This window comes from Paracoccus sp. S-4012, assembly GCF_009674885.1.
Classification (GTDB): Bacteria; Pseudomonadota; Alphaproteobacteria; order Rhodobacterales; family Rhodobacteraceae; genus Paracoccus.
This window is the reverse complement of record NZ_WKKA01000003.1, coordinates 120,656-146,957: the sequence shown is the minus strand read 5'-3', so window position 1 is coordinate 146,957 and position 26,302 is coordinate 120,656. Positions and strand designations below refer to the sequence as shown.

The window sequence follows — 26,302 nt, the reverse complement described above, 5'->3', positions numbered from 1 at the left end:
CTGTCACAACAAGGGAGACTTCCATGAAGATCGCCGTTCTGGGCGGCGGCAACGGCTCGCTGGCCGCTGCCGCGGATTTTGCACTGGCCGGGCACGAGGTGGCGCTGTGGCGCCGGGGCGAGGCGGAGGTCGCGCGCCACCGCGAGGGCGGCAACGTCCTGCGGGTGCGCGACGGCAAGGGCAGCCACGAGGCGAAGCTGGCCGAGGTGACGTCGGATCTCGCCGCGGCGATGGACGGCGCGGCGCTGATCTTCTGCCCGGTGCCGGCGCCCGCGCATGACGACATCGCCGCCCGCGTGGCCCCGCATCTGCGCCCCGGCCAGGTGGTGCACCTGCCGCCCGGCACCCTCGGCACGCTGATCTTCGCCCGCGCCGCGCAGGCCGCGGGAACCGCCCAGGGCGTCGCCTTCGCCGAATCCGGCACCCTGCCCTGGCTCGTGCGCAAGCACGGCTTCGCCGAAATGGTCGTCAGCGCCCGCGCCACCCGCCTGCCCACGGGCATCTTCCCGCTCGCGCTGAAGGATCAGGCCGTGGCCGTCCTCGACCGCGCCTTCCCCGGCGTGATCGAGCCCTGCGGCGACGCGCTCTCCGGCGCGCTGATGAACGCGGGCCCGATCATCCATCCGCCGCTCATCATCATGAACGCCGCCCCCCTCGAGCATTTCCCCGAATGGGACATCCACAACGAGGGCACCCAGCCCTCGGTCCGCCGCACCACCGACGCGCTCGACGCCGAGCGCATCACGGTGCGCGAGGCGCTCCGCTATGGCGGCCCGCATTTCCCGCTGGCTGACCACTATGCCGATGACGGCGAGGAGTGGATGTATGGCCGCGGCTCGCATGGCGACCTGACCGATTCCGGCGACTGGCGCGAGAAGATCGTGCTGACCGAGCATCGCTACATGCTGGAGGACGTGAAGCTGGGCCTGTCGCTGCTGGTCTCGGCCGCCCGGCTGGCGGGGGTGTCGGTGCCGGTGGCCGAGGGGCTGATGGCGATCGGCGGCGCGATCTGCGGCGAGGATTTCATGGAAACGGGACGGCCGCTCTCGGCCGTGGACCTCGACGGCATGGACCGCGCGGCGTTGCAGCGGTTCCTCACCGAAGGCTTCCCGGCATGAGCCCCGCGCGCGACAGCATCGTCGCCCTCGGCGCCGGGCGCATGGGTCGCGGCATCGCGATCGTCTTCGCCTATGCGGGGCATCCCGTCGTGTTGCTCGACTTCAAGGACCGCGAGGACGGCGCCTTCGGCCAGCTCGCCGGTGAGGCGCAGGCCGAAATCCGCGAGACGCTGGGCCTGATGCACGGGCTGGGCCTCTTCGACGATCCGGCGCTCATCGACCGCATCGCCGCGCGCATCCGCGTCCTGCCGAAGTCCGAGGCCGCCCCGGCCCTCGCGGGAGCGGGCTTCGTCTTCGAGGGCTTCCCCGAAATCCCCGAGCTGAAGCGCGCGGCCCTCGCCGAGGCCTCGGCCCTCTGCGGCCCGCAGACCATCCTCGCCTCGACCACCTCGACGATCCTCGTGGACGACCTCTCGCCCGCCGTCGCCGATCCCTCGCGGTTCCTGAACGCCCATTGGCTGAACCCGGCCTTCATCGTGCCGCTGGTCGAGCTCTCGCCCGGCCGCGCCACCGCGCCCGAGACCACGGCCCGGCTCACGGCGCTGCTCGAGGGCATCGGCAAGGTGCCCGTCACCTGCGCCGCACGGCCCGGCTACATCGTCCCGCGCTTGCAGACCGTCGCCATGAACGAGGCGGCGCGGCTGGCCGAGGAGGGCGTGGCCTCGGTCGAGGACATCGAGAAGGCGGTGAAATACGGCTTCGGCTTCCGCTTCTCGGTGCTGGGCCTGCTGGAGTTCATCGACTGGGGCGGCGGCGACATCCTGCATCACGCCAGCAACTATCTGGTCGAGGCGATGGAGGACGACCGCTACGCCGCCCCCGGCGTGATTGGCCGGAACATGGCCGAGGGCCGGATCGGCCTGAAGACCGGGGCGGGTTTCCTCGACTATGCCGATATGGATATCCCCGCCTATCGCAAGCACCGCCTCGGCGCCTTCGTCGAGCGGCTGCGCGAGCTGGACCTCGGCCGCCCGCCGGTGGTTTAGGCGCTCGGCCCTCGCCAAGGCGGCCGGTCCCGCAGGCTCACCCCCGCGGGTCCACCAGCCGCGCCAGCACCCCCGCGCGCGTGACCCGCCCGCCGCCTTCCAGCGGCAGCGCCTCGGTCCCGGCGAGCGCCGCCATCACCTCGCGCGCGCCCATGTCCCGCGGCAGCGCCGCGCCTTGGGCCTCGCCCGGCTCGGCCAGATCCTCGGCGGTCAGCACCCCCAGCGGGTTCATGTGGGCCACGAAGTCCTCGACGTAAGCACTTGCCGGGGCTGCGATAATCTCGCGCGCGGTGCCGGCCTGGACGATCCGCCCCTCCTCCATCAGGGCGATCCGGTTGCCGAGCTTGAAGGCCTCGTCGAGGTCGTGGCTGACGAAGATGATGGTCCGCTTGGTGCGGGCCTGCAGCTCGATCAGCTCGTCCTGCAACCGGGTGCGGATCAGCGGATCGAGGGCGCTGAAAGGCTCGTCCATCAGCAGGATCGGCGCCTCGGTGGCGAAGGCGCGGGCGAGGCCCACGCGCTGCTGCATGCCGCCCGAGAGGTCGCCCACCTTGCGGTCGGCCCAGTCGGCGAGGCCCACCATCTCCAGTTGCGCCTCCACCCGGGCCAGTCGCTCGGCCGGCTTGCAGCCCGCGAGTTCGAGGCCGAGGCCGACATTCTCGCGCACCGTGCGCCAGGGCAGCAGGCCGAACTGCTGGAACACCATCGACACGTCCCGCAGGCGGATGTCGCGCAGCTCGGACCGGCTGGCGCGCGTGACCGAGACCATCCCGCTCTTGCGGCGGATGCGCACCTCGCCCCGGATGACGGGGTTCAGCGCGTTGACGGCCCGCAGGAGCGTGGATTTGCCCGAACCGGAGAGGCCCATCAGCACGAGGATCTCGCCCTCGCCCACGGTCAGGCTGCAATCATGGACGCCCAGAACCTGCTGGGTCGCGGCCCGGATCTCGGCCCGGTCGCGGCCGTCATCCATCAGCGGCAGCGCGCGTCCGGGGCGGTCGCCGAAGACGATCGAGACCCGGTCGAACTCGACCATCGGCTGCCCCGCGGGGGTCTGTCCCGCGCTCACGGTTTGCGCTCCATCCGCAGCATCCGGTCAAGGATGATCGCCACGATCACGATCACGAAGCCCGATTCGAAGCCGAGCGCGGTGTTGACGCTGTTGAGCGCGCGGACCACCGGAACCCCGAGGCCCGAGGCGCCGACGAGCGCCGCGATGACGACCATCGACAGCGACAGCATGATCGTCTGGTTCAGCCCGGCCATGATCTGCGGCAGGGCCGAGGGCAGCTCGACCTTCCACAGCAATTGCCGCCGGGTGGCGCCGAAGGCGCGCGCAGCCTCGATCAGCGCGAGGGGGGTGGAGCTGATGCCCAGATGCGTCAGCCGGATGGGCGCCGGCAGCACGAAGATCACCGTGGCGATCAAGCCCGGCACCATGCCGATGCCGAAGAACACGATGGCCGGGATCAGGTAGACGAAGGTCGGCAGCGTCTGCATCAGGTCGAGGACCGGCCGCATCCAGGCATAGAGGCGCGGCCGGTGCGCGGCGGCGATGCCGATCGGCACCCCCACCGCCATGCAGACGAGGCAGGACGACAGGACCAGCGTCAGCGACTGCATCGTCTCGGTCCAGTAGCCCTGGTTGAGGATGAACAGGAACCCGACCGCGACCAGCACCGTGGTCCCGATGCGCCGTTGCAGCAGCCATGTCAGGCCCGCCGCGATGGCGATGATGACGAAGGGGCTGGGCGCCGACAGCACCCAGAGGATGCCGCCGATCAGCGCCTCCATCGCCGCGGCGATCGAATCGAACAGCGGCGCGCCATTGTCGCGCAGCCAGTCGAAAACCCGCCTCGCCGTCCGCCCGACCGGGATCTTCCAGTCGGTGACGAGGGCCGTCAGGCGCTCCATCAGCCCTCGAGCGCGGCCGCGAGCGCCGCTGCCGCATCGCCGCCGTCCTGCGTGGTGACGCCCGCGATCCAGGGCTGCGCAGCCTCCGGGTGCTCGGTCAGGTAGGCTTTCGCCGCCGCCATCGGCTCCTGGCCATCATCGAGGATGCGGGCCATCACGTCGTTCTCCATCTCCAGCGTGAACTCGAGGTTCTGCAGGAACTTGCCGACATTCGGGCACTCCTCGACATAGCCGGCGCGGGTGTTCGTCAGCACCTCGGCCCCGCCGAGATCGGGCCCGAAGATCTCGTCGCCGCCGGTGAGGTAGGTCAGCTCGAAGTTCTGGTTCATCGGATGCGGCTCCCAGCCGAGGAACACGATCGGCTTGCCCGCCCGGTCGGCGCGCGCGACCTGCGCCAGCATCCCCTGCTCGGAGCTTTCGACCACCTCGAAGGTGCCGAGGCCGAACTTGTCTTCCGCCACCATCTCCAGCAGCAGCCGATTGCCGTCATTGCCCGGCTCGATGCCGTAGATCTGGCTTGCGAGCGCGTCGGCATGGGCGGCGATGTCGCCGAAATCCGCGATCCCCAGCTCCGCGCCCGCCGGGTTGGTGGCGAGGGTGTATTTCGCCCCGGTCAGGTTGGTGCGCACGACGTCCACGGCCCCCGACTCCCGGTAGGGGGCGATGTCGGCCTCCATCGTCGGCATCCAGTTGCCGAGGAACACGTCCACGTCGCCGGTCGAGAGCGCGGTGTAGGTCACGGGCACCGACAGCACCTTGGTCTCGGTGTCGTAGCCGAGCGCCTGAAGCACCGTCGAGGCGAGCGCCGTGGTGGCGGTGATGTCGGTCCAGCCGACATCCGAGAGGATGACACTGCTGCAGGAGGCCGGCTCCTGCGCCTGGGCCGGCAGGCCGAGGGATGCGGCCAGGGCGAGGGCGACGGGGACGGTGAGGCGGGCGGACATGGCGGCTCCCTGCGGCAGTGTTGTTGATTGACGAGTCAATAAACCAAGGCTAGCACCGGACATGCAACCACTTTCGGGGGAAAGCCTGAGAACATGCCGAAACTCGGGGCAGAGCCTATCCGAAAAGCCGCGCTGATCAACGCCGCGATCGCGACTGTCGCGCGGGCGGGCTCGCTCGAGGTCACGGTCGCGGAGATCGCGCGGGCTGCCGGCATGTCGCCGGCGCTCGCGCATCACTATTTCGGCTCGAAGGAGCAGATGTTCCTCGCCGCGATGCGCCATATCCTCACGGCCTTCGGCGCCTCGGTGCGGTCCGAGACGGCGGCCGCCGAGTCGCCGCGCACCCGCCTCGACGCGATCCTGCGGGCGAGCTTCGGGCCGCAGAACTTCGAGCACGGCACGGTGGCCGCCTGGCTCACCTTCTACGCCCTCGCGCGGACCAGCCCCGAGGCCGGGCGACTGCTGCGCATTTATCACTGCCGCCTGCGCTCGAACCTGCGCGTCCCGCTACGCGGCCTGACCCCCGAGGCGGAGGCCGTCGCCGACCGCCTCGGCGCGCTGATCGACGGCATCTACCTGCGCGCCGCGCTCGCCCCCGCGCCTGCGGATGGCGCGGCGGCGCTCGCGCTTGCGCGCGGCTATCTCGACGAGGCCCTGCGATGACCCAACCCTCCCACTGGATCGACGGCAGGCCCGCCGAGGGCAGCGGCGCCGCTCTGCCCGTCCGGTTCCCCTATACCGGCGAGATCATCGCCAACCTGCGCGCAGCCGCAGCCCCCGAGATCGAGGCCGCCCTGGCCGCCGCGACCCGCGCGCAGAAGGACTGGGCCGCGTGGCGTCCCGCCGACCGCGGCCGCGTGCTGCTGGACGCCGCCCGCCTGATTCGCGAGCGCGCCGAGGAACTGGCGCAGCTGGAGACCCTCGACACCGGCAAGCCGATCTCAGAGACGCGGGTGGCCGACTGGCCCTCCGGCGCCGACGCGCTCGCGTTCTTCGGCGGCCTCGCGGGGGCCGTCACCGGCCAGCATATCCCGCTCGGGCGCGACTGGGCCTACACGATCCGCGAGCCCTTGGGCGTCTGCGTCGGCATCGGCGCGTGGAACTACCCCAGCCAGATCGCCTGCTGGAAGGCCGCCCCCGCCCTCGTCATGGGCAACGCGATGATCTTCAAGCCGTCCGAGGAAACCCCGCTGGGCGCATTGAAACTGGCCGAGATTCTGACGGAAGCCGGGGCTCCGCCGGGCATCTTCCAGGTCCTGAACGGCGGCCGCGAGCTTGGCGCGGCGTTGATCGGGGACGCGCGGGTGGCCAAGGTCTCGCTGACGGGCTCAGTGGCGACCGGCCTCAGCGTCTATGCCGCCGCCGCGTCGGGGATGCGCCATGTCACGATGGAGCTTGGCGGCAAGTCGCCGCTGATCGTCTTCGACGACGCCAGTATCGAGGACGCGGTCGGCGCGGCGATCCTCGGCAACTTCTACTCCTCCGGGCAGGTCTGCTCGAACGGGACACGGGTGTTCCTGCAGGACGGCATCGCCGAGGCGTTCCTCGCGCGTCTCGCCGAGCGCGTGGCGGCGCTGAAGCAAGGCGATCCGCGTGACGAGGGGACCACCCTCGGCCCGATCATCTCCCCCGCGCAGCTTGAGAAAATCCGCGGCGCCATCACCGAAGGCCGCGCGTCGGGCGCGCGGCTGATCTGCGGCGGCGAGGGCGACGGCCCGTTCGTTCCCGCCACCGTCTTCGTCGCCCCAGACGACAGCCCGCTCGCCACCGAGGAAATCTTCGGCCCGGTCCTCACCGCGCTGACCTTCCGCACCGAGGACGAGGCCGTTGCACGCGCGAACGCCCTGCCCTACGGCCTCGCCGCCGGGGTCTTCACCCGCGACCTCGCCCGCGCCCACCGGGTCGTCGGGCGGCTCGAGGCCGGCACCACCTGGATCAACGCCTACAACCTCACGCCGGTCGAGATGCCGTTCGGCGCGGTGAAGCTCTCAGGGATAGGGCGCGAGAACGGGACCGCGGCGCTCGAGCATTACAGCCAGCTGAAATCCGTCTATGTCGGCATGGGGCCCGTCGATGCGCCGGTCTGAGCCGCTCGCGGACTACGTCATCGTCGGCGCAGGCTCCGGCGGCTGCGCGCTCGCATACCGGCTGACCGAGGCGGGCCGCACGGTCGCGCTGATCGAGTTCGGCGGCAGCGACGCCGGGCCGTTCATCCAGATGCCCGCGGCCCTCTCCTACCCCATGAACATGCGCCGCTACGACTGGGGCTACGCGACCGAACCCGAGCCGCATCTGGGCGGCCGCCGCCTCGCCACGCCGCGCGGCAAGGTGCTGGGCGGGTCGTCCTCGATCAACGGCATGGTCTATGTGCGCGGCCATGCGAAGGACTTCGACCACTGGGCCGAGGAAGGCGCGAGTGGCTGGGCCTATGCCGATGTGCTGCCCTATTTCCGGCGGATGGAGAACTGGCACGGCGGCGATCCGAATGGCTACCGGGGCGATTCCGGCCCGGTCCACGTCACGCGCGGCCCCCGCGCGAACCCCCTCTTCGGCGCCTTCATCGAGGCCGGGCGGCAAGCGGGATACCCGCTGACCGAGGACTACAACGGCGCGGCGCAGGAGGGCTTCGGCCCGATGGAGGCGACCATCTGGCGCGGCCGCCGCTGGTCGGCCGCCAACGCCTACCTGCGCCCGGCGAGGGCCAGCGGGAAGCTGCGCCTGATCCGCGGCCTCGCGGCAAGGGTGGTGTTCGAGGGGCGCCGGGCCCTGGGGGTCGAGATGGCCGACGGCCGCGTGATCCGGGCGGGGGCCGAGGTGATCCTCGCCGCCTCCTCGATCAACACGCCGCAACTGCTGATGCTCTCGGGCATCGGCCCCGCCGCCCATCTGGCGGAGCATGGCATCGCGGTGCTGGCCGACCGCCCCGGCGTCGGCGCGAACCTGCAGGACCATCTCGAAATCTACATGCAATACGCCGCCTCGCAGCCGGTCAGCCTGTTCAAGCACTGGAACCTCTGGGGCAAGGCCAGCATCGGCGCGCAATGGCTGCTGACCGGGCGCGGCCTCGGCGCGTCGAACCAGTTCGAAGCCTGCGGCTTCATCCGCTCGGCCGCCGGGGTGGAGTATCCCGACATACAGTTCCACTTCCTGCCGCTCGCCGTGCGCTACGACGGCCGCGCGGCGGCGGAGGGGCACGGCTTCCAGGCGCATGTCGGGCCGATGCGCTCGAAATCGCGCGGGACGGTGCGGTTGCGCTCGCCCGATCCCGCCGCGGCTCCCAGAATCCAGTTCAATTACATGAGCCATCCTGATGATTGGACGGAGTTCCGCGCCTGCGTCCGGCTCACGCGCGAGATCATGAACCAGCCCGCGATGGCGCCCTTCCGCGCCCAGGAAATCCTGCCCGGCGAGGCGGTCCAGACCGACGCGCAGATCGACGCCTTCCTGCGCGACAATGTCGAAAGCGCCTATCACCCCTGCGGCACCGCCCGCATGGGCCGCGCGGACGATCCGCTGGCGGTGGTGGACGCCGAGGCCCGCGTGATCGGGGTCGAGGGGCTGCGCGTGGCCGACACGTCGATCTTCCCGCGCGTGACCAACGGCAACCTGAACGCTCCGGCGATGATGGCGGGCGAGAAGGTGGCGGACCATGTCCTCGGCCGCGGGATGCTGGCGCGCTCGAACCTCGGGCCGGAGATGGACGCCGGCTGGCGCGAGCGGCAGCGTCAGGGCAGCCGCGTGGCTTCGGGCGGCGGCGTCACGGGAACGGGCGCGCGGCGCGACTCGCGCCAGGTGATGTAGCTGATCGCTCCGATCATCACCGCGCCGCCGAGGATCACGAAGGGGTCGAGCGGCTCGGCGAAGACGAGCGCGCCGAGGAGCGAGGCCCAGATCAGCTGCAGGAAGGTGACCGGCTGCGTGACGACCAGCGGGGCCGCGGTGAAGGCGCGGGTCATGCAGTAATGCCCGGCCGTGGCCGCCGCCGCGGTGAAGGAGAGCCAGCCGAGCTGCTGCCCCGTCGGCGGCACCCAGACGGCGAGCGCGAGCGGCGCGAGTCCGATCGCCACCGTCAGCGACATCATGGCCACGACGACACTCGCCGGCACAAGGTCGGTCAGCCGCTTCAGCACCAGATACGAACTCGCGAACATCACCGAGGCGAGGACCTGCGCCCCGTGGCCGGGGTCCAGCGCCCGCAGGCCCGGACGGATGACGATCAGCGCCCCGATCAGCGCCGCGCCGATGGCGAGCGCGCGCCGGACCGACAGCCGCTCGCCCAGCAGCAGCGTGGCGCCGAGGGTGACGAGGATCGGGTTGAGGAAGCCGATCGCCGTGACCTCGGCGATGGTGATGCGGGCCATGGCGTAGAACCACAGGACCGTCCCGGCCGTGTGCAGCATGCCCCGCACCGCGAAGAGCCGCCAGACGCGGGCCGGAAAACCCGCCCTCAGCGCCGGCAGCAGGGCCGGCATCACCAGGACCACGCCGAAGGCGAAGCGCAGGAACGCGGCCTGCGGCGCGGGCAGCGCGCCGTCGAGGTAGCGCACACTGCCGTTCACCGCCACGAAGCAGAACGACGTGGCGATCATCCAGGCGATTCCGGTCAGATCGCGGCGCAGGACGGGAGCGGCGGTGACGGCCATGCCATCCGGTTGAGCCGAAAGCGCGAGGACCCGCAAGCCCGCTTCCGCCCCGCGGACCCATGCGCTAGACCCCCGCCGACCGACCAAGCGAAGCCCGAGGCCCCGCCCATGCACGACATCCGCGTCATCCGCGAAGCCCCCGAGGCCTTCGACCATGCCCTCGCCCGCCGCGGCATGGAGCCGCGCGCGCAGGCGCTGCTGGCCCTCGACGCCGCCCGCCGGGCGCGGATCGCCTCGGCCGAGACGGCGCAGGCCGAGCAGAACCGCGCCAGCAAGGCGGTCGGCGCCGCCAAGGCGCGGGGCGACGAGCCGGAGTTCGAGCGGCTGCGCGCGCTCGTGGGCGAGCGCAAGGCCGAGGTTGCCACCGCCATGGCCGAGGCCGAGGCGCTCGATACCGAGTTGCGCGACGCGCTGATGGAGTTGCCGAACACGCCGCTCGACCGCGTGCCGGACGGGCGCGACGAGAGTGACAACGTGGAAATCCGCCGTTGGGGCGAGCCGCGGGCACTCGACTTCAGGCCCCTCGAACATTTCGACATCCCCGGCGCAAAGCCCGGATTCGACTTCGAGACCGCCGCCCGCATCTCGGGCGCGCGGTTCGTGATGCTCAAGGGCGCCGTGGCCCGCATCCACCGCGCCCTCGCGCAGTTCATGACCGACCTGCATGTGGACCGCCACGGGCTCACGGAAGTCTGGACCCCGGTCCTCGTGCTGCCTGAGGCGATGTATGGCACCGGGCAACTGCCGAAGTTCGGCGAGGACAGCTACCAGACGCGCGAGGGATGGTGGCTGGTCCCGACCGCCGAGGTGCCGCTGACCAACATCCCCGCGGGCCAGATTGTCGACGCCGCCGAGCTGCCGCTGCGCTTCGTGGCCGACACGCAATGCTTCCGCTCCGAGGCGGGCTCGGCGGGCCGCGATACCGCGGGCATCCTGCGCCAGCACCAGTTCGAGAAGGTCGAGATGGTCTCGATCACCCATCCCGACCAGGGGCTGGAAGAACACGCCCGCATGACCCGCTGCGCCGAGACGGTGCTGGAGGAGCTGGGCCTGCCCTACCGCACCATGGTCCTCTGCACCGGCGACATGGGGTTTGGCGCGCGGATCACCCACGACCTCGAGGTCTGGCTGCCGGGGCAGGACCGCTTCCGCGAGATCAGCTCGGTCAGCTACGTGGGCGACTTCCAGGCGCGGCGCATGAACGCCCGCTTCCGGCCCGAGGGCGGCGGGCGGCCGGAGTTCGTGCATACGCTGAACGGCTCGGGCCTCGCCGTGGGCCGCGCGCTGATCGCGGTGCTGGAGAATGGACAGCAGGCGGATGGCTCGGTCGAGCTGCCGCAGGTGCTGGCGCCGCGGCTTGGCGGTGCGCGGCGGCTGACGGCCGAGGGCGTGCTGGCCTGAGCTGACCTGCGGAACGGACGCGGCCTGCAACCGGGCAGGTTCCCCGGCGTTCCCCATGATGCGCCGCGTCGCCCTCGCCCTGATGCTCACGGCCACCGTGGCGTTTCTCGTCAGCAGCGTCACATTCGCGCTCTCCGGCGGGCCGCAGGGGGTGATGCTGTCACTGGCCGGGGACCTGCCCTTCGCCTCCGGCGCGCGCGGCTGGCCGGACCTGCCCGCGCTGCTGCCGGTGCCGCCCCCGGACCCTTCGCCGCCACCGGCGCTCGCCCGGCCGTCGGGGAAGGCGCTGCAACTGCTGCTTGTGCTGGTCTGGGCAGCGGTGTTGTTCCATGCGATCCGCGCGAGCTTCAGGGTGCGGGCGGCGGCCTTGGGCATCCGGCAGCAGGAGCGGTCAGGGACGCCCGACCGCCCCGCCGAGATGCTTGCCATGGCCGGGGCGCTGACCGGGGCTGCGGCCTGGCCCTGGATCGCCGACCGCTCGGCCATTGCCGGGATGCTTGCCGCGGGCGCTACCTCGGCGTTCTCCATTCTTGCGGCTCTCGGCGACGCCGGACCCGCGCCGGAGGTGCCGCGCCGGACCAGCGTCGGCATCTTCGCCGGCTGGACGGTGGTTTCGCTCTACGCCTCCTTCGCCGCGGTGCTGACCGGACAGCTCGGCGTCTCGGCCACCCTCGCTGCGGTGATCGCCGTCGGCTTCCTTCTCGTCACGGCGATCAACGTGCAGTTCCGCCTCGGGCCGATGATCGGCTTCTCCCTGGCGATCATGTGGGCGATGATCGGCATCGCTGCGCAGAGCGTGGGCGCCGATCTCAGCGTCACGCTGGCGGCGGTCGCCGCGATTGCCGGCCTCGCCGCCGTGATGGTGCGGGTGATGTCATGAATCCGCAATCGGCAGGAAGTTGCCGGTCGGCCACGGGGCGGCCTCGACTCCGCCGGCGCGGGAACCGAAGCCTCTGCCGGACGATGTTGTCGAAAGCACGGGCCGCGGCCCGCGCGGGATGCTGTCCGGAGCTTATCTTGAACACTGCCACGGTCGCGGGATAATCGCCCCATGGACGCCCGGAAGGACATGCAGAGCCGCCTCGACCCGCTCATCGCGGAGCGGGCGCCATGGTTCTTCTCCGGCAAGCGGTGGCACGCCGTCTTCCGCAGCGCGATGATGGCGGCGCTGCAATATCCGCGCACGCTGGACCTCGCGGCCGAGTTCCGCGACCTGCCCTCGGACGAGATCGTGCGGCGGATGCAGGCGCTGATCGTGCGCGACCTGCGGGTCGAGGGGCTCGAGAACCTGCCTGCGACCGGACCGGCGCTGATCGTCTCGAACCACCCGACGGGGATCGCCGACGGGCTGGTGATGCATTCGGTCGTGGGCGCGGTGCGCGACGACCTCTTCATCTACGCCAACCACGACATCATCCGCGTGCTGCCGCAGCTCGAGGACCTGATCGCCCCGGTCGAGTGGCGGGTCGAGAAGCGCAGCCACGCCAAGACCAGGGCGACCATGGATTACACCCGGCGCGCCTTGCTGGAGCAGGGGCGCGCGGGGCTGATCTTCCCCTCCGGGCGCCTGGCAAAGCGCAGCGGGCTGCACCTGAACGAGCGGCCGTGGATGGCCTCGGCCGCCATGATCGCCAAGAAGTTCGCGGCGCCGGTGATCCCGGTGCGGATCTTCGCGCGGAACTCGGCCCTCTTCTACGTCCTCGACGCGATCCACCCGACGCTGCGGGACGTGACCCTGTTCCACGAGGTGCTCAACAAGGCCGGGCACACCTACAAGATTTCGATCGGCCGGCCGATCGACCCCGAGTCGCTGCCGAAGAACAGCGAGGAGGGCATCACGATCCTGCGCGACGCGGTCCTCGCCTTGCCCGAGCCGGGGCCGGAGCCGGTGCGGCTGGCGCAGATCGACGGGCTGCGGCAGCGCCGGAGCCGCGCGACGCGGCAGCCCGCCGAAGAGAAGCGCTGAGAAGGAGGCAGGATGCCCGCCTATTTCGTCTGCACCATGACCGTCCACGATCCCGAGACCTACCGCCGCTACACGGCCCGCACCCCGGCGATCCTCGCCCGCCACGGCGGCCGGTTCCTCACGCGCGGCGACGCCTGCACCACCGCCGAGGGCGAGGCTTTCACCGAGCGGATGGTGCTGCTGGAGTTCCCCGACCGCGCGGCGGCGGAGGCCTTCTACAACGATCCCGAGTATCAGGAAGTCTCTGCCTTCCGCCGCGCCGCCTCGAAGGGCCGCATGGTCCTGCAGGAGGGCCGCGGCGAGACCGCCGCCCCCGACCCGAGGTTGTGACCGCGCCTTCCCCGCGCCTGCAGGCACCGCCGCGCTGACGCCCCTCATTGACGGCGGCGGCTGTTTGGGCGAAGCCCCGGTGTCCGGCCGAGACAAGGAGCCCGCCATGACCCGCGCCCCGTTCGCCCGCTGGATGGGCCAGACCAATGACGTGACCCGCACCTTCCTCGGTGCAGGCCAGATCCCCGGCCTCGTGAATCTCGGCGGCGGCTTGCCCGACCCCTCGACCTGGCCGGTGGCGGAACTGAGCGAACTCGCCCGCCGCGCCGTGGCCGACACGCCCGAGCAGTCGCTCGCCTATCCCCCGATCGAGGGCCTGCCCGCCCTGCGCGACGCCATCGCCGCGCGCTTCTCGGCCCCCGGGCTGAGCCTCACGCGCGAGAACGTCCTCATCGTCAGCGGCGGGATGCAGGGCCTCGACCTGATCGGCAAGGTGCTGCTGGACGAGGGCGGCGTGGTCGCGGCGCAGTCGCCCGCCTATCTCGGCGCGCTCGACGCCTGGCGGCCGCGCGGACCGGTCTATCGCCCGATGCGCCTGCAGGACGACCCCGACCTTCACGCCGCCCTGCAGGGCGCGCAGTTCGCCTATGCGGTGCCGAACTTCTCCAACCCCTCCGGGCGGCTGGTCCCCACAGCGCAGCGCCGTGCGCTGGTCGAGGCGGCGCAGGCGACCGGCGCCTGGCTGGTCGAGGACGACCCCTACGGCACCCTCTATTACGACTCCGCGCCCCTGCCGCGGATGCTGACCCTCTCGGGCGATCCCGAGGGACCGGTGATCTACATGGGCACCCTCAGCAAGGAACTCGCCCCCGGCTTCCGCGTCGGCTGGGTGATTGCCGCGCGCGAGATGATCGAGGCGCTCGCGCTCGCCAAGCAGGGCAGCGACATGTGCACCGCGGGGCTGTCGCAGGTCATCGCCGCCGAGGCCCTGACCTCCGGCCTCGTGGACCGCTGCCTGCCCGCGACGCTCGACCTCTACCGCGCCCGCCGCGACGCGCTGCTGGGCGCGATGGAGCGCGACCTTGCCCACGCCTTCCGCTGGGAGCGGCCGGCGGGCGGCATGTTCGTCTGGGCCCGCGCCCGCGACCCGCGCCTGGACACCGACGCGCTGCTGGCCGAGGGCCTCGAACACGGCGTCTGCATCAGCCCCTCCTCGGCCTTCGACCCCGAGGGCCGGGACCGCGGTGCGGTGCGGCTGAACTTTACGCTGAACACGCCCGAGCGGCTGAAGGAAGGCGTCCGCCGCCTCGCCCTCGCCGTCGAGGCGCTGACGCGGCGAGCGGCCTAAGCCTCGCGGTCATAGCTGAACCAGTAGGCTGCGGCGATGATTCCGCCGCCGACGATGTTGCCGAGGGTGGACCACAGCAGGTTGACCAGCAGCCCGCCCATCGTCAGCGCCGGATCGGCCCCCGGCTCGCCCAGCCAGACCATCGCCAGCCCCATCGGGATCAGCGACATGTTGGCGACCGAATGCTCCAGCCCGGCGGCCACGAAGGTCGCGATCGGCGGCACGAGGGCGATGATCTTCCCCTGAACCGTGCGCGCCGCGAAGGTCATCCAGACCGCGAGGCAGACCAGCATGTTGGCGAGGATGCCCGAGGCGAAGATCGCTCCGGCGCCTTTCGCGGTCTTCTCGCCGCCAGTGTCGAGCGCCGCCGAGGCCAGCAGTCCCTCGCCCGCCTCATGCCCTCCCGCGGCGATGAACAGCGCCACGACGAAGATCGAGCCCGCAAGGTTGCCGATCCAGGCGGGCGCCCAGGCCTTCAGGATCGCGGATAGCGGGCTCTGCCCGGCATACCAGCGGCCGAGCATCAGCGTGTTGCCGGTGAAGAGTTCTGCCCCCGCCACGATGACGAGGAGCAGCCCGCCCGAGAAGGCGAGCCCGGCCGCCGCCTGCAGGATGCCGAAGGGCACCGCCCCCTCCGGCACCGCCATCACCACGAGGAAGGCGATCGAGCCGAAGGCGATGAAGACCCCCGCGAGGAACCCCAGCACGAGGATCTGCCCCGCGCCGAGGTCCATCTGATTGCCGAGCTGGTCGCAGGCCTGTCCGGGAAGATCCGCCCGCGGATGGTCGCCGATCTCGATGTCCGCTTCGCTCAACCGTCCGCCCCCGCGGCCAACCTCTACCTCAAGCGGCCGCGGAAAGGACGGGTATTCCCGGCGGAAAGGGATCGCGAGGATTGTCGGCATTATCGCGGGCGACGGTGACGGCGGCTTAAGACCCGCCCGCTAGGAACGAAACGGGGCCAATTTCAGCCCCGCCGATCCACTCCAGCAAGGGAGGTCACCCCGTGACCCGAACCATCCATCCGCCGCGCCGCCGGGCGCGGACCGTCCTCGGCTGCGCCGTCCTCGCGGCCAGCACGGCCCTCGCGGGCTGCGCAGACCAGAGCGATCAGATCGCGCCGTCCTACGTCTCGCCCTCGATGTTCACGGCGATGAACTGCCAGCAGCTCGGCGACGAGGCGCACCGGGTCTCAAGCCGCGCCTCGCACGCCATCGCCGAGCAGGACCGCCGGGCCAGCAACGACGCGACCGCGACGGCCATCAGCCTGATCCTGTTCTGGCCGGCCGCCTTCTTCATCAAGGGCGACGGCCAGTCCGCAGCCGAGGTGGCGCGGCTGAAGGGCGAGATGCAGGCGATCGAGCATGCCAACACCGCGCGGAACTGCGGCATCCAGTTCCAGACCGGGGCGTGAGCGGCAGGGTGCGTGTCCTGCACGCCCCGCACCCCCGTGGTGCGGCGCGCGCGGAGCACGCACCCGACCCCGTCACTCGGCCTTGTCGGCGCTCTTGGCGTTCAGCATGCCGTAATTCTGGCCGCCGATCTCCTCGTAGAGCTGGATCTGCGTCTCGAGGAAGTCGATATGGCCCTCCTCGTCCTCGATCAGGTCGTCGAACAGCGATTTCGACACCTGGTCGTTGACGCTCGAGCAATATTCCCGCGCCTCCATGTAGAGCTTGCGGGCATCGTGTTCGGCCGCGAGGTCGGCCTCCAGCGTCTCGCGCAGGGTCTGGCCGATCCTGAGCGGGTCGAGCTTCTGCAGGTTTGGGTGGCCTTCGAGGAAGATGATCCGCTGGATCAGCCGGTCGGCGTGGTTCATCTCCTCGATGGATTCCTCGCGCGACTTGTCGGCGATCCTGCCGTAGCCCCAGTCCTCCTGCAGGCGGTAGTGCAGCCAGTACTGGCTGACCGCGGTCAGTTCAGACCGCAGCGCGCTGTTCAGATAGTCGATGACCTTCGGGTCGCCCTTCATTCCGTTCTCCTGCAGCATTGGCTCGCATGTGGCGCAGGATGGCCGGAACCCCGCCCGCGGGCAAGGCGTCCCCGGCGGGAACGGCAAAGCCCGGTGCGGTGCGCATGGTCGAGACGAACAGCGACATGCAGCCGCCGCAGTCGGCGCGTCGCCCGAGCGCGTGATAGATCTTGCCCGGGGTGACAACGGTGTCGGGATCGGCGGCCCGCATCCAGGCGACCGTGGCCCGGATGTCGCGGTCGCTGATGCCCTGGCAGTGACAGATCAGCATGGAACGGCGCCCCTCGCGGCTTGGCTCGCGGGCATATCAGACTGAAACAGTCGCCTTGTCAACGCGGCTTGCGATCACGCCGCCCCGCCTCACGGTTTTTCGACCACCATGTCGTCGCGGTGGATCAGCGCCGCGCGGCCGGGATAGCCCAGCAGCGCCGGGATCTCGTCGCTGCGGTGGCCGGCAATCACGGCGGCCTCGACGGCAGCATAGCGGACCAGCCCGCGCGCCAGTTCCTCACCCGCCGGGCCGATCACCCGCACCGGATCACCGCGGCCGAATCTGCCATCGACCACGACCACACCCGCCGGCAGCAGCGACCGCCCCTGCGCGAGCGCCGCCGCGCAGCCGGCATCCACGCGCAGCTCGCCCTTGGGCTTCATCGCCGCGATCCAGCGTTTGCGCGCCGCCTGCGGGTCGTCTTCCGGCAGGAACCACGTTGCCCGCGCCCCCTCGGCCACCGCCGAGAGCGGCCGCAGCACCGACCCCTCGGCAATCGCCATCGCACAGCCGCCCGCGATGGCAGTGCGCGCCGCCATGAGCTTGGTCTTCATGCCGCCCTTGCTGATGCCGCTGACCGGATCGCCCGCCATCGCCTCGATCTCCGCCGTGAGGCGCGGGACCACGGGAAGATGCCGCGCGTCGGGGTCGGTCTTGGGGTTGGCGGTGTAGAGGCCGTCAACGTCCGACAGCAGCAGAAGCTGGTCGGCCCCCACCGTCACCGCGATCTGCGCCGCGAGGCGGTCGTTGTCGCCGAAGCGGATCTCGTCCGTCGCCACGGTGTCGTTCTCGTTCACGATCGGCACCACGCCGAGGCCCAGCAGCACCTCCAGCGTGGCGCGGCTGTTGAGATAGCGGCGGCGGTCGGTGCTGTCCTCGAGCGTGACCAGCACCTGCGCGGTGGTGACGCCATGCGGCGCGAGCGCGGCCTCGTAGGCGCGGGCGAGGCGGATCTGGCCCACGGCGGCGGCGGCTTGGCTCTGCTCCACCGGCAGCCCGCCGGCGGGCATCCCCAGCACGCGGCGGCCGAGCGCGATGGAGCCGGAACTGACCAGCACCACATCCGCGCCTCGCTGCCGCCAGATGGCCACGTCCTCGCAGAGGCCGGCGAGCCAGTCCTCGCGCAACCCCTCAGGGCCGACCAGCAGGGCCGAGCCGATTTTGACGACCAGCCGCTTCGCCGCGGCGAGGTCGGGGATCACGGCTGCCACGGGCGGCCCTCGTCCTCGGTATCGGGCTCGGGCGCGCGGGTCGGCGCGATGCGGGACCAGAGGGCGCGCAGCACCGCCGTCACGCCGGTACCCGCGACGGCGGACATCGTCAGCACCTTGCCCCCGACCTCCGCCTCGAGCGCCGCGCGCCGCGCCTCCAGCGTGTCCGCGTCGAGGGCGTCGATCTTGTTCAGCACCGTGATGCGCGCCTTCTGGGCCAGTATGGTCGAATAGGCCTCCAGCTCCGTCAGGATCGTGCGCGCGTCGCCCGCCACATCCTCCGAGGTGCCATCCACCAGATGCATCAGCACCCCGGCGCGCTCGACATGGCCCAGGAACTGGTCGCCGAGGCCCCTGCCCTCGCTCGCCCCCTCGATCAGGCCGGGGATGTCGGCCAGCACGAACTCATGCCCGTCCACGCCGACCACGCCGAGGTTCGGGACCAGCGTCGTGAAGGGATAATCCGCGATCTTCGGCCGCGCGTTCGACACCGCCGCGAGGAAGGTGGACTTGCCCGCATTCGGCAGCCCGACAAGGCCCGCGTCGGCGATCAGCTTCAGCCGCAGCCACAGCGTCCGCTCGACGCCGGGCTGGCCGGGATTGGCGCGGCGCGGCGCGCGGTTGGTCGAGGTCTTGAAGGCGAGGTTGCCCCAGCCGCCGTTGCCGCCCTGCGCCAGCAGCACGCGCTGACCGGGCTTGGTCAGGTCGGCAACCAGCGTCTCCTGATCCTCCTCGAGGATCTCGGTGCCCACGGGGACGCGCAGGACGATGTCCTCGGCCCCCGCGCCGGTGCGCTGCGACCCCTCGCCGGGGCGGCCGTTCTTCGCGAAGAAATGCTGCTGGTAGCGGAAGTCGATGAGCGTGTTCAGCCCCTCGACGGCCTCGGCCCAGACGTCGCCGCCGCGGCCGCCGTCGCCGCCGTCGGGGCCGCCGAACTCGATGAACTTCTCGCGCCGGAAGCTGATGCAGCCGCCGCCGCCGCCGCCGGAGCGGATATGGACGCGGGCGAGGTCGAGGAACTTCATGCGGCACGGGCTTTCGATCGGGATCGCTTCACCTAAGCGCCCCCGGTGCAACCCGCAAGCTGGACGCCGGGCCGTCGCGGGGCTAGAGGAACGCTTTCCAGCCGGAGTCCCCGCCCGATGGCCGCCACAGAGAATTTCGACCGCCGCATCCGCATCGCGCCCTCGATCCTCTCCGCCGATTTCGCCGATTTCGGCCGCGAGATCCGCGTCATCGAGGCGCAGGGCGCCGACTGGGTGCATGTGGACGTGATGGACGGCCATTTCGTGCCGAACCTGACCTTCGGCCCGCCCGCCGTCGCCGCCTTCCGCAAGCACGTCACCACCCTCATGGACGTGCACCTGATGATTGCGCCGGTGGACCCCTTCATCGAGGCCTATGCCGAGGCCGGCGCCGATCTCATCACCGCCCATGTCGAGGCCGGGCCGCATATCCACCGGACGCTGCAGGCGATCCGGGCGACGGGCTGCAAGGCGGGCGTGGCGCTGAATCCCGGCACCCCCGCCGAGGCGGTGGAACATGTGCTGGACCTAGCCGACCTCGTCTGCGTGATGACCGTGAACCCCGGCTTCGGCGGCCAGCGGTTCATCGACATGACCCGAAAAATCCGCCGCCTGCGCGAGATGATCGGCGACCGGCCGGTGCATGTCGAGATCGACGGCGGCGTCGATCCGGGCACCGCGCCGCTGGTCGTGGCGGCGGGCGCGGATGTGCTGGTCGCAGGCTCGGCGGTGTTCCGCGGCGGCTCGGTGGAGCGGCCGGAGGTCTATGGCGAGAACATCCGCGCCATCCGCGCGGCGGCGGAGGGCGCGGCATGAGCGCGGTGGTCTTCGATCTCGACGGCACGCTCGTCGACAGCGCGCCCGACATGCATGCGGCGATGAACCGGGTGCTGGAGGGGCGCGGGCATGAGCCTCTGGAACTCGATCAGGTCCGCGGCTTCATCGGCAACGGCGTGCCCACGCTCGTGCGCCGGGTGATGGCGGCGGTCGAGGCGGACGAAGGCGGCTTCGACGGCTGGCATGGCGACTACATGCAGTGGTATGCCAAGCTGATCTGCGACAAGACGCAGCCTTACGCGTCGGTCATCGAGGCGCTCGACAGCCTCAAGGCCAGTGGCCGCCGACTCGGCATCTGCACCAACAAGCCGCAGCAACTGACCGAGGATTTAGTCGCGGCGCTCGGACTGGCTGATCGCTTCGGGGCCGTCATCGGCGGCGACACCGAGTTCGGCCACAAGCCCGCGCCCGGCCCGCTGACCGAGACCGTGCGGCGGCTGGGCGGTGGTCCGGCGGTGATGGTCGGCGACAGCATGGCCGATGCCGGCGCGGCGCGGGCGGCGGGGCTGCCGCTGATCCTCTATACCGGCGGCTACCGCGACCGCGGCGTGGACGAGATCGCGCCCGACGCGCGCTTCGACCACTGGCGCGAACTGCCGCGGCTGGTCGCCGCGGTCATGCCGCCTGCGTGAGGGTCAGTCCAGCAGCCGCTCGGCATGCCACCAGACGTGATCGGCCATGAAGGTCGAGACGAAGAAGTAGCTGTGATCGTAGCCCGGCTGCATGCGGAACATGCCCGGCTGCCGCCGCGCCATCATCGCCTGCGCGAGCGCCTCGGGCATCAGCTTGTCGAGGAACTGGTCCTCGCTTCCCTGGTCGATCAGCACCTCGCCGTCGAACCCCTGCTCGGCCATCAGCAGGCTCGAATCATGCGGGAGCCAGAGGCTCTCGTCCGCGCCGAGATAGGCGCCGAGCTGCTTCCTTCCCCAGTCCGAGCGCGTCGGATTGGCGATCGGCGCGAAGGCCGAGACGCTGCGGAAGCGTTCCGGCAGCGACATGGCCAGCGTCAGCGCGCCGTGCCCGCCCATCGAATGGCCGGTGACGCCCTGCGCCTCCTCGTCCACCGGGAAGTTGATGGAGACGACGCGGGGCAATTCGTCGGCGATGTAGTCCCACATCTGGTAATGCGGCGCCCAGGGCTCCTCGGTCGCGTTGACGTAGAAGCCGGCACCCTTGCCCAGATCATAGGCCTCGTCATCGGCCACGCCCTCGCCGCGGGGCGAGGTGTCGGGGAAGACGAGCGCGATCCCCGCCTCGGCCGCATGCGCCTGCGCGCCGGCCTTGGTCATGGCGTTTTCATGCGTGCAGGTGAGGCCCGAGAGATACCACAGGACCGGGACCGGGCCGAGTTCGGCCGCGGGCGGCAGATAGACCGCGAACACCATGTCGGTGCCCGTGGCGGTGCTCGCATGGCGGTAGACGCCCTGCACGCCGCCGAAGGCGCGGTTCTCGGACAGTGTTTCCAGCGACATTGGCCCCTCGCATCCTGCCGCGCCGCGGATTCGGGCGCGGGCGCAGGGTTTCACGTCGTGGCGCGCGGGGCCAGCCCTCCTTCGGTCAGAGGCGACCGCCCGCGCGCAGCCCTGCCACGACCCGGTCCGCCATGCCCGCGCAGCGCGCGCCGTCGAAGGGGAAGACGGCGGCGAAGCCGCCCTGCAGCCGCGCCTCCAGCGTCGTCCGCAGCAGGCGGCGGGCGCGGAACAGTCGGGTGCGGACCGTGATCGCGTTCAGCGACAGGTCGCGGGCGATGGCGGCGACGGCGAGGCCCTCGGCCTCGCGCAGCAGGAACACGACGCGCAACTCGGGCGGCAGCGCCGAGACGGCGGCCTCGAGCATGCCGCGCACCTCGCGCCGGGCCAGCGCAGCCTCGGCGGACTCGGTCCCACGGCCCGGGAAGGCGAGGACATCGGGGCGCGCGCGTTCGGCCACTGTGTCATACTCCTCCTGCGGACGGGCCGCGCGGCGACGCATCCGCGCGGCGTTGATGGCGATGCGCGTGACCCAGGTCGAGAAGGCGGCCTCTCCGCGGAACTGCTCGAGCCGGGTGAAGGCCGCAATCCACGCTTCCTGCACCGCTTCCTCGGCCTCGGCATCGCCGTCGAGGTGGCCTCGTGCGACGCGGAACAGGCGCGGGTTCAGCCGCCGGATCAGCTCGCGCATCGCCGCCTCGTCGCCGGCGCGGGCGCCGGCGACGAGATCGGCCTCGGTCGAGGCGCCGGGGTCGGCGGCGGCCCGCGCCCGCTGCGGCGCCGCGCTCATGCCAGCCCCGCAGGCATGAGCGGCCCATCGGCCAGGATCGCCTCGACCGAGGGCAAGGCCGCAAGCGCCGCTTCCGGCAGGTCGTCCGAGGGCGGGGCGGCCCCCTCCCACCCCGGATCGCCGGGGCGGCCCACGACGAGGCGCAGCACCATCCCCGCCATTTCATGCGGCTGGCAGTAGCAGTCGTAGACGCCCGCCGCCTCCAGGGTGACCTCGAAGCTCTCCTCCGGCAGCAGCAGCCCGCTGTCCCAGGGCGCCGCCGCCGCGGGAATGCGGCGTTGCCGGTCGAAGAGCGACGGGTGGTAGGTGGTCGCCGTATGGCTGTTGCTCGCGTCGCGGTTGACGAAGCGCAGGAGTGCGCCGGGCGCCACCGCAAGGCCGAGCGGCGCGAAGCCCACATGCTCGCCCCGCGCGCTGCCTCGCATCTCGATCAGCACCGGCCCGTGCGCCGCAGCCCCGTGCGCCGCAGCGGGGCGGGTGCGCAGCGCGAGGGCGGCGACGCCCCCGCTTGCCAGCGCCAGGAGGCCGCGCCGGTTCATTCCGCCAGCCTCGCCTTCGCATCCGCGTCATGCAACAGCACGACATGGGCATGCGGCTCCTCGACGCCGGGATGGCCGGCGTTGTAGTAGATGTCGACCGAGGTGACCTCCGGCGCACCGACCGCCAGATCGTCGAAGGCAGTGCCGGCCTCCAGATCGGCGATCGGGACCATGTAGATGGTGGCCGACAGCTTGCCGTCGTGGTCGTAGCCGAGGAACGGCCCGGCGGGCAGCGTCTCGGGATCGACATAGAGGGTGCCGAGGCCGGGCAGGAAGTCGGGCAGCTCGACGAGGCTGCTCACGGCGGCATAGGGCGCCGGCGGGGGCGCCTTGCTCAGGTCGGCGTCCTGGGCCGCGGCGGGGACGGCAAACGCCGCCGCGCAGGAGACGGCGACGGCGGCGGCGAGGGAACGGATCAGCATGGCTTCATCCTTTCGACTGGGGGCCGGCACCGGCCGGTCCTGACGATTGGATGCACGGCCGCGCGAAAAGTTCGCGCCTCCCCTCAATACACCACGACCGAGCGGATCGACTCGCCCGCATGCATCAGGTCGAAGCCCTTGTTGATCTCGTCCAGCGTCAGGATGTGGGTGATCATCGGGTCGATCTCGATCTTGCCCGACATGTACCAGTCCACGATCTTCGGCACATCCGTCCGCCCCCGCGCGCCGCCGAACGCGCTGCCCTTCCACACCCGCCCCGTCACCAGCTGGAACGGTCGCGTCTGGATCTCCGCCCCCGCCGGGGCCACGCCGATCACGATCGACTGACCCCAGCCGCGGTGGCTGGCCTCGAGCGCCTGGCGCATCACCGTCACGTTGCCGGTGCAGTCGAAGGTGTAGTCGCAGCCGCCGATCTGGTCGAAGGGGGTTTTCGTCATGTTGACCAGCGTCTCGACGATGTTGCCCACGTCCTTCGGGTTGACGAAATGGGTCATGCCGAAGCGCCGGCCCCATTCCTCGCGGTCGGGGTTGATGTCGACGCCGATGATCATGTCGGCCCCGGCGAGCTTCAGCCCCTGGATCACGTTGAGGCCGATGCCGCCCAGCCCGAAGACCGCGCATTTCGCGCCCGCCTCCACATTCGCCGTGTTCAGCACCGCGCCGACGCCGGTGGTCACGCCGCAGCCGATGTAGCAGATCTTGTCGAAGGGCGCCTCGGGATCGACCTTCGCCACCGCGATCTCGGGCAGCACGGTGTAGTTCGAGAAGGTCGAGCAGCCCATGTAATGCAGGATCGGCGTGCCATCGAGCATGCTGAAGCGGGTCGTGCCGTCAGGCATCAGCCCCTGCCCCTGCGTGCCGCGGATCGCGGTGCAGAGATTGGTCTTGCGGCTGAGGCAGGACGGGCACTGCCGGCATTCCGGCGTGTAGAGCGGGATCACGTGGTCGCCGACCTTCACCGAGGTCACGCCCGGCCCCACCTCGACCACCACCCCGGCGCCCTCATGCCCCAGGATCGCCGGGAACAACCCCTCGGGGTCGGCGCCCGAGAGGGTGAACTCGTCGGTGTGGCAGATGCCGGTCGCCTTGATCTCGACCATCACCTCGCCCGCCTTCGGGCCCTCGAGGTTCACCTCCATGATCTCGAGCGGGCGCCCCGCCTCGAGCGCGACTGCGGCGCGGGTTCTCATCTCTCGGGCACTCCTTTTGCTCGCGGCGCGTCTGGGCCGCCCTCTCGGGCGCAGCTTAGACGCAATCGCGGGCCGGTTGAAGGCCGCGGCGGTTCGCGGCGGACCCGGACCGGCGGTCGCCGCGTTGAGGCGGTGTTACAGCGGAGGACGACATGACCATCAAGCGTGGATCGGCCGAATGGCGCGGCGGCATCAGGGACGGCGAGGGCAGCATCTCGACCGAGACCGGCGCGCTCAAGGCGCATCCCTACGGCTTCCGGGCGCGGTTCGAGGACGGCCCCGGCACCAACCCCGAGGAACTGATCGGCGCCGCGCACGCGGCCTGCTTCAGCATGGCGCTGTCGAAGGAACTGGGCGACGCGGGGGTGAAGGACGTGCGCATCGAGACCGAGGCAGCGGTGACGCTCGACCGACAGGGCGAGGGTTTCGCCGTGACGCGCTCGGCCCTGACGTCGCGGGTCCGCGGCGAAGGGGACGAGGCAGCGATCCGCCGGGCGGCCGAGGGGGCCAAGGCAAACTGCCCGATCAGCAAGCTGCTCGACTGCGAGATCACCCTCGACCTGACGGTCGGGTGACGCGCCGGCTCAGCGCGTCGTTTCGGTCAGCCGGCGACGGACATAGGCCTGCACGGTGTCGATCATCGGCTTCATGTGCGCCTCGTCATCCTTGAAGAAGTGATCGGCGCCCTCGACCTGCTCATGCGTGATCGTGATGCCCTTCTGGTCGCGCAGCTTCGAGACCAGCGTCGCCGTGTCCTTCGGCGCGGCGACCCTATCGGCGGTGCCGTTGATGATGAGCCCCGAGGCCGGGCACGGGGCGAGGAAAGTGAAGTCGTACATGTTCGCGGGTGGCGCCACGCTGATGAAGCCGGTGATCTCGGGCCGCCGCATCAGCAGTTGCATCCCGATCCAGGCCCCGAAGCTGAAGCCTGCCACCCAGCAATGCTTGGAGTTCGGGTTCATCGCCTGCAGGTAGTCGAGCGCCGAGGCCGCGTCCGACAGTTCGCCTATCCCCTGGTCGAACTCGCCCTGGCTGCGCCCCACGCCGCGGAAGTTGAACCGCAGCACGGTGAAGCCCATCCGGTGGAAGGCGTAATGCAGGTTGTAGACGACCCGGTTGTTCATCGTCCCGCCATATTGCGGGTGCGGATGCAGCACGATGGCGATGGGGGCGTCGGGGGCGGCCTGGGCGTGGTAGCGGGCTTCGAGGCGTCCTTCGGGTCCGGGGAAGATCAGTTCGGGCATCAGTATCCTCGAATGCGTTCCTTGACCGGTGCGGGCGGCCCGGCCTAGATCATCGCATCTATCTGGGGCATCGGTGCCTGCCGTGCAAGGCGCGGCTCGTGCCGGATGGAGGGCGCTGCCCGTGAAACTCTCGACCAAGGGGCGCTACGCGGTCGTGGCGCTCGTGGACCTCACGCTGAACGGCAGGAACGGCCCGGTGTCGCTGGCCGAGATCTCGCGCCGCCAGGACATCTCGCTGCCCTATCTCGAGCAGCTCTTCGTGCGGCTGCGCCGTGCGGGGCTGGTCACCTCGGCCCGCGGACCGGGCGGCGGCTACCGCCTCGCCCGGCCGGCGGAGGAGATCACCATGACCGAGGTGCTGGGCGCCGTGGACGAGACGGTGAGCGCGCTGCATGTCGGCGCAGGCGCCACGGGCGCGTTGTCGGGCAGCATGGCGCAGTCGATGTCGAACCGGTTGTGGCAGGGGCTGAGCGCGCAGGTCTATGTGTTCCTGCACAACATCACGCTGTCGGACGTGGCGCGGAACAAGCTCGCCCCCTGCCCCGCGGTGCCCGCGCTGTTCGCCGTGGTGGACGAATAGGGACGGAAAAAGGAATGCCGTTCCGGCTTTCATGCGCCTGGCGCGACGGGGTTCCACCCGCCCTACCGGCGCCGCGATCCGAGCGTGGCGCGGGCGGCGGGCGCGGAACCGCGGCCCCGTCTGCGACGGCCGGCCCGCCTG

At 71.0% G+C, this 26,302-nt stretch carries 30 protein-coding genes; 15 read left to right on the top strand and 15 right to left on the bottom strand.

Translation table 11 applies throughout. The features are described from left to right. The first annotated feature begins 23 nt into the window (after positions 1–23). Together GI374_RS06105 and GI374_RS06100 are read left to right on the top strand one after the other, a co-directional pair. Positions 24–1,118, top strand: a complete 1,095-nt coding sequence (locus GI374_RS06105; protein ID WP_154336139.1) for an NAD/NADP-dependent octopine/nopaline dehydrogenase family protein — start codon at positions 24–26, stop codon at positions 1,116–1,118. Next, positions 1,115–2,104 (top strand): 3-hydroxybutyryl-CoA dehydrogenase, encoded by a 990-nt coding sequence (locus GI374_RS06100; protein WP_154336138.1) that lies wholly within the window; start codon positions 1,115–1,117, stop codon positions 2,102–2,104. The genes GI374_RS06105 and GI374_RS06100 overlap by 4 nt, the downstream gene beginning before the upstream one ends. A 37-nt stretch (positions 2,105–2,141) precedes the next feature. On the opposite strand, the gene choV is transcribed toward GI374_RS06100, so the two are convergent. From choV to choX, 3 genes are read right to left on the bottom strand one after another with little or no spacing between them, the layout of a single operon-like run. Then, positions 2,142–3,140 carry a choline ABC transporter ATP-binding protein gene (gene choV, locus GI374_RS06095; protein ID WP_154336278.1) on the bottom strand — a complete coding sequence of 333 codons (999 nt, stop codon included), beginning with the start codon at positions 3,138–3,140 and terminating at the stop codon, positions 2,142–2,144. A 29-nt stretch (positions 3,141–3,169) separates the two neighbouring features. Beyond that, positions 3,170–4,018, bottom strand: coding sequence for a choline ABC transporter permease subunit (gene choW, locus GI374_RS06090; RefSeq protein WP_154336137.1), 849 nt, complete (start codon positions 4,016–4,018; stop codon positions 3,170–3,172). After that, entirely contained in the window at positions 4,018–4,962 is a 945-nt protein-coding gene (gene choX, locus GI374_RS06085) for a choline ABC transporter substrate-binding protein (protein WP_154336136.1), read from the bottom strand. Before choX ends, choW begins: the two co-directional genes overlap by 1 nt. Before the next feature lie 93 nt (positions 4,963–5,055). On the opposite strand from choX, the gene betI reads away from it, so the two are divergent. Genes betI through betA form a run of 3 tightly spaced genes read left to right on the top strand, consistent with a single transcriptional unit; the run spans position 5,056 to position 8,763 of the window. Beyond that, a complete protein-coding gene (gene betI / locus GI374_RS06080) occupies positions 5,056–5,625 on the top strand; it encodes a transcriptional regulator BetI (RefSeq protein WP_154336135.1) in 570 nt (189 codons plus the stop codon). Beyond that, on the top strand, positions 5,622–7,049 hold the full coding sequence (gene betB / locus GI374_RS06075) for a betaine-aldehyde dehydrogenase (protein WP_154336134.1): 1,428 nt from the start codon (positions 5,622–5,624) through the stop codon (positions 7,047–7,049). The genes betI and betB overlap by 4 nt, the downstream gene beginning before the upstream one ends. Next, the gene (gene betA / locus GI374_RS06070; protein WP_154336133.1) at positions 7,036–8,763 is read left to right on the top strand and encodes a choline dehydrogenase; all 1,728 of its coding nucleotides are present in this window, start codon (positions 7,036–7,038) and stop codon (positions 8,761–8,763) included. The genes betB and betA overlap by 14 nt, the downstream gene beginning before the upstream one ends. Here betA and GI374_RS06065 read toward each other — a convergent pair. After that, entirely contained in the window at positions 8,688–9,605 is a 918-nt protein-coding gene (locus GI374_RS06065) for a DMT family transporter (RefSeq protein WP_229582752.1), read from the bottom strand. The genes betA and GI374_RS06065 overlap by 76 nt on opposite strands. A 108-nt stretch (positions 9,606–9,713) precedes the next feature. Between GI374_RS06065 and serS the strand changes: the two genes are divergently transcribed. From serS to GI374_RS06040, 5 genes are all read left to right on the top strand, one after another. Then, entirely contained in the window at positions 9,714–11,006 is a 1,293-nt protein-coding gene (gene serS, locus GI374_RS06060) for a serine--tRNA ligase (protein ID WP_154336132.1), read from the top strand. 58 nt (positions 11,007–11,064) lie between these two features. Then, positions 11,065–11,886 (top strand): hypothetical protein, encoded by an 822-nt coding sequence (locus GI374_RS06055; protein ID WP_154336131.1) that lies wholly within the window; start codon positions 11,065–11,067, stop codon positions 11,884–11,886. A 171-nt stretch (positions 11,887–12,057) separates the two neighbouring features. Next, positions 12,058–12,972, top strand: coding sequence for a lysophospholipid acyltransferase family protein (locus GI374_RS06050; RefSeq protein ID WP_154336130.1), 915 nt, complete (start codon positions 12,058–12,060; stop codon positions 12,970–12,972). A gap of 12 nt (positions 12,973–12,984) precedes the next feature. After that, positions 12,985–13,302, top strand: a complete 318-nt coding sequence (locus tag GI374_RS06045; RefSeq protein WP_154336129.1) for a DUF1330 domain-containing protein — start codon at positions 12,985–12,987, stop codon at positions 13,300–13,302. Between the two features lie 106 nt (positions 13,303–13,408). Then, positions 13,409–14,590, top strand: a complete 1,182-nt coding sequence (locus GI374_RS06040) for a PLP-dependent aminotransferase family protein (RefSeq protein ID WP_154336128.1) — start codon at positions 13,409–13,411, stop codon at positions 14,588–14,590. On the opposite strand, the gene GI374_RS06035 is transcribed toward GI374_RS06040, so the two are convergent. Then, positions 14,587–15,405: a formate/nitrite transporter family protein gene (locus GI374_RS06035; protein WP_195759851.1), complete on the bottom strand. Its 819-nt coding sequence runs from the start codon at positions 15,403–15,405 to the stop codon at positions 14,587–14,589. The genes GI374_RS06040 and GI374_RS06035 overlap by 4 nt on opposite strands. Positions 15,406–15,596: 191 nt before the next feature. Here GI374_RS06035 and GI374_RS06030 point away from each other — a divergent pair, with 191 nt between their 5' ends. Further along, the gene (locus GI374_RS06030) at positions 15,597–16,004 is read left to right on the top strand and encodes a hypothetical protein (protein WP_195759850.1); all 408 of its coding nucleotides are present in this window, start codon (positions 15,597–15,599) and stop codon (positions 16,002–16,004) included. Between the two features lie 72 nt (positions 16,005–16,076). On the opposite strand, the gene bfr is transcribed toward GI374_RS06030, so the two are convergent. From bfr to obgE, 4 genes are all read right to left on the bottom strand, one after another. After that, the gene (gene bfr, locus GI374_RS06025; RefSeq protein WP_154336126.1) at positions 16,077–16,562 is read right to left on the bottom strand and encodes a bacterioferritin; all 486 of its coding nucleotides are present in this window, start codon (positions 16,560–16,562) and stop codon (positions 16,077–16,079) included. Then, positions 16,510–16,833, bottom strand: coding sequence for a bacterioferritin-associated ferredoxin (locus tag GI374_RS06020; RefSeq protein WP_154336125.1), 324 nt, complete (start codon positions 16,831–16,833; stop codon positions 16,510–16,512). The genes bfr and GI374_RS06020 overlap by 53 nt, the downstream gene beginning before the upstream one ends. 89 nt (positions 16,834–16,922) lie before the next feature. Continuing rightward, the gene (gene proB / locus GI374_RS06015) at positions 16,923–18,044 is read right to left on the bottom strand and encodes a glutamate 5-kinase (protein WP_370515173.1); all 1,122 of its coding nucleotides are present in this window, start codon (positions 18,042–18,044) and stop codon (positions 16,923–16,925) included. Continuing rightward, positions 18,032–19,069, bottom strand: a complete 1,038-nt coding sequence (gene obgE, locus GI374_RS06010; protein WP_154336123.1) for a GTPase ObgE — start codon at positions 19,067–19,069, stop codon at positions 18,032–18,034. Before obgE ends, proB begins: the two co-directional genes overlap by 13 nt. 117 nt (positions 19,070–19,186) lie before the next feature. Here obgE and rpe point away from each other — a divergent pair, with 117 nt between their 5' ends. Together rpe and gph are read left to right on the top strand one after the other, a co-directional pair. Then, positions 19,187–19,885, top strand: a complete 699-nt coding sequence (rpe, locus tag GI374_RS06005) for a ribulose-phosphate 3-epimerase (RefSeq protein ID WP_154336122.1) — start codon at positions 19,187–19,189, stop codon at positions 19,883–19,885. Further along, a complete protein-coding gene (gene gph, locus GI374_RS06000) occupies positions 19,882–20,538 on the top strand; it encodes a phosphoglycolate phosphatase (RefSeq protein ID WP_154336121.1) in 657 nt (218 codons plus the stop codon). Before rpe ends, gph begins: the two co-directional genes overlap by 4 nt. 3 nt (positions 20,539–20,541) lie before the next feature. Here the strand turns inward: gph and fghA are convergent, their stop codons facing one another. From fghA to GI374_RS05975, 5 genes are all read right to left on the bottom strand, one after another. Then, the gene (gene fghA / locus GI374_RS05995) at positions 20,542–21,378 is read right to left on the bottom strand and encodes an S-formylglutathione hydrolase (RefSeq protein ID WP_195759849.1); all 837 of its coding nucleotides are present in this window, start codon (positions 21,376–21,378) and stop codon (positions 20,542–20,544) included. An 85-nt stretch (positions 21,379–21,463) separates the two neighbouring features. Further along, entirely contained in the window at positions 21,464–22,165 is a 702-nt protein-coding gene (locus GI374_RS05990; protein WP_154336120.1) for an RNA polymerase sigma factor, read from the bottom strand. After that, positions 22,162–22,704 (bottom strand): plastocyanin/azurin family copper-binding protein, encoded by a 543-nt coding sequence (locus GI374_RS05985; RefSeq protein WP_154336119.1) that lies wholly within the window; start codon positions 22,702–22,704, stop codon positions 22,162–22,164. Before GI374_RS05985 ends, GI374_RS05990 begins: the two co-directional genes overlap by 4 nt. Further along, complete coding sequence (locus GI374_RS05980) at positions 22,701–23,126, bottom strand: hypothetical protein (protein WP_154336118.1); 426 nt, start codon at positions 23,124–23,126, stop codon at positions 22,701–22,703. The genes GI374_RS05985 and GI374_RS05980 overlap by 4 nt, the downstream gene beginning before the upstream one ends. An 83-nt stretch (positions 23,127–23,209) precedes the next feature. Next, a complete protein-coding gene (locus GI374_RS05975; RefSeq protein ID WP_154336117.1) occupies positions 23,210–24,337 on the bottom strand; it encodes an S-(hydroxymethyl)glutathione dehydrogenase/class III alcohol dehydrogenase in 1,128 nt (375 codons plus the stop codon). A 152-nt stretch (positions 24,338–24,489) separates the two neighbouring features. Here GI374_RS05975 and GI374_RS05970 point away from each other — a divergent pair, with 152 nt between their 5' ends. Beyond that, positions 24,490–24,912: an OsmC family protein gene (locus tag GI374_RS05970; RefSeq protein WP_154336116.1), complete on the top strand. Its 423-nt coding sequence runs from the start codon at positions 24,490–24,492 to the stop codon at positions 24,910–24,912. Between the two features lie 9 nt (positions 24,913–24,921). Here the strand turns inward: GI374_RS05970 and GI374_RS05965 are convergent, their stop codons facing one another. Beyond that, entirely contained in the window at positions 24,922–25,581 is a 660-nt protein-coding gene (locus tag GI374_RS05965; protein ID WP_154336115.1) for an alpha/beta hydrolase, read from the bottom strand. 121 nt (positions 25,582–25,702) lie between these two features. Here GI374_RS05965 and GI374_RS05960 point away from each other — a divergent pair, with 121 nt between their 5' ends. After that, a complete protein-coding gene (locus GI374_RS05960) occupies positions 25,703–26,161 on the top strand; it encodes an Rrf2 family transcriptional regulator (protein ID WP_370515172.1) in 459 nt (152 codons plus the stop codon). Positions 26,162–26,302 lie beyond the last annotated feature (141 nt).

What these genes read in the sequence shown, in the direction of transcription:
- betA (WP_154336133.1), top strand. Translation starts at nt 7,036, where the DNA reads ATGCGCCGGTCTGAGCCGCTCGCGGACTACGTCATCGTCGGCGCAGGC.
- GI374_RS06105 (WP_154336139.1), top strand. Translation starts at nt 24, where the DNA reads ATGAAGATCGCCGTTCTGGGCGGCGGCAACGGCTCGCTGGCCGCTGCC.
- GI374_RS05990 (WP_154336120.1), bottom strand. Translation starts at nt 22,165, where the DNA reads ATGAGCGCGGCGCCGCAGCGGGCGCGGGCCGCCGCCGACCCCGGCGCC.
- GI374_RS06100 (WP_154336138.1), top strand. Translation starts at nt 1,115, where the DNA reads ATGAGCCCCGCGCGCGACAGCATCGTCGCCCTCGGCGCCGGGCGCATG.
- fghA (WP_195759849.1), bottom strand. Translation starts at nt 21,378, where the DNA reads ATGTCGCTGGAAACACTGTCCGAGAACCGCGCCTTCGGCGGCGTGCAG.
- GI374_RS05980 (WP_154336118.1), bottom strand. Translation starts at nt 23,126, where the DNA reads ATGCTGATCCGTTCCCTCGCCGCCGCCGTCGCCGTCTCCTGCGCGGCG.
- betI (WP_154336135.1), top strand. Translation starts at nt 5,056, where the DNA reads ATGCCGAAACTCGGGGCAGAGCCTATCCGAAAAGCCGCGCTGATCAAC.
- obgE (WP_154336123.1), bottom strand. Translation starts at nt 19,069, where the DNA reads ATGAAGTTCCTCGACCTCGCCCGCGTCCATATCCGCTCCGGCGGCGGC.
- GI374_RS06055 (WP_154336131.1), top strand. Translation starts at nt 11,065, where the DNA reads ATGCGCCGCGTCGCCCTCGCCCTGATGCTCACGGCCACCGTGGCGTTT.
- GI374_RS06050 (WP_154336130.1), top strand. Translation starts at nt 12,058, where the DNA reads ATGGACGCCCGGAAGGACATGCAGAGCCGCCTCGACCCGCTCATCGCG.
- choV (WP_154336278.1), bottom strand. Translation starts at nt 3,140, where the DNA reads ATGGTCGAGTTCGACCGGGTCTCGATCGTCTTCGGCGACCGCCCCGGA.
- gph (WP_154336121.1), top strand. Translation starts at nt 19,882, where the DNA reads ATGAGCGCGGTGGTCTTCGATCTCGACGGCACGCTCGTCGACAGCGCG.
- bfr (WP_154336126.1), bottom strand. Translation starts at nt 16,562, where the DNA reads ATGAAGGGCGACCCGAAGGTCATCGACTATCTGAACAGCGCGCTGCGG.
- GI374_RS06045 (WP_154336129.1), top strand. Translation starts at nt 12,985, where the DNA reads ATGCCCGCCTATTTCGTCTGCACCATGACCGTCCACGATCCCGAGACC.
- choX (WP_154336136.1), bottom strand. Translation starts at nt 4,962, where the DNA reads ATGTCCGCCCGCCTCACCGTCCCCGTCGCCCTCGCCCTGGCCGCATCC.
- GI374_RS05985 (WP_154336119.1), bottom strand. Translation starts at nt 22,704, where the DNA reads ATGAACCGGCGCGGCCTCCTGGCGCTGGCAAGCGGGGGCGTCGCCGCC.
- GI374_RS05970 (WP_154336116.1), top strand. Translation starts at nt 24,490, where the DNA reads ATGACCATCAAGCGTGGATCGGCCGAATGGCGCGGCGGCATCAGGGAC.
- choW (WP_154336137.1), bottom strand. Translation starts at nt 4,018, where the DNA reads ATGGAGCGCCTGACGGCCCTCGTCACCGACTGGAAGATCCCGGTCGGG.
- betB (WP_154336134.1), top strand. Translation starts at nt 5,622, where the DNA reads ATGACCCAACCCTCCCACTGGATCGACGGCAGGCCCGCCGAGGGCAGC.
- GI374_RS06040 (WP_154336128.1), top strand. Translation starts at nt 13,409, where the DNA reads ATGACCCGCGCCCCGTTCGCCCGCTGGATGGGCCAGACCAATGACGTG.
- GI374_RS06065 (WP_229582752.1), bottom strand. Translation starts at nt 9,605, where the DNA reads ATGGCCGTCACCGCCGCTCCCGTCCTGCGCCGCGATCTGACCGGAATC.
- GI374_RS05965 (WP_154336115.1), bottom strand. Translation starts at nt 25,581, where the DNA reads ATGCCCGAACTGATCTTCCCCGGACCCGAAGGACGCCTCGAAGCCCGC.
- serS (WP_154336132.1), top strand. Translation starts at nt 9,714, where the DNA reads ATGCACGACATCCGCGTCATCCGCGAAGCCCCCGAGGCCTTCGACCAT.
- GI374_RS06020 (WP_154336125.1), bottom strand. Translation starts at nt 16,833, where the DNA reads ATGCTGATCTGTCACTGCCAGGGCATCAGCGACCGCGACATCCGGGCC.
- GI374_RS05975 (WP_154336117.1), bottom strand. Translation starts at nt 24,337, where the DNA reads ATGAGAACCCGCGCCGCAGTCGCGCTCGAGGCGGGGCGCCCGCTCGAG.
- rpe (WP_154336122.1), top strand. Translation starts at nt 19,187, where the DNA reads ATGGCCGCCACAGAGAATTTCGACCGCCGCATCCGCATCGCGCCCTCG.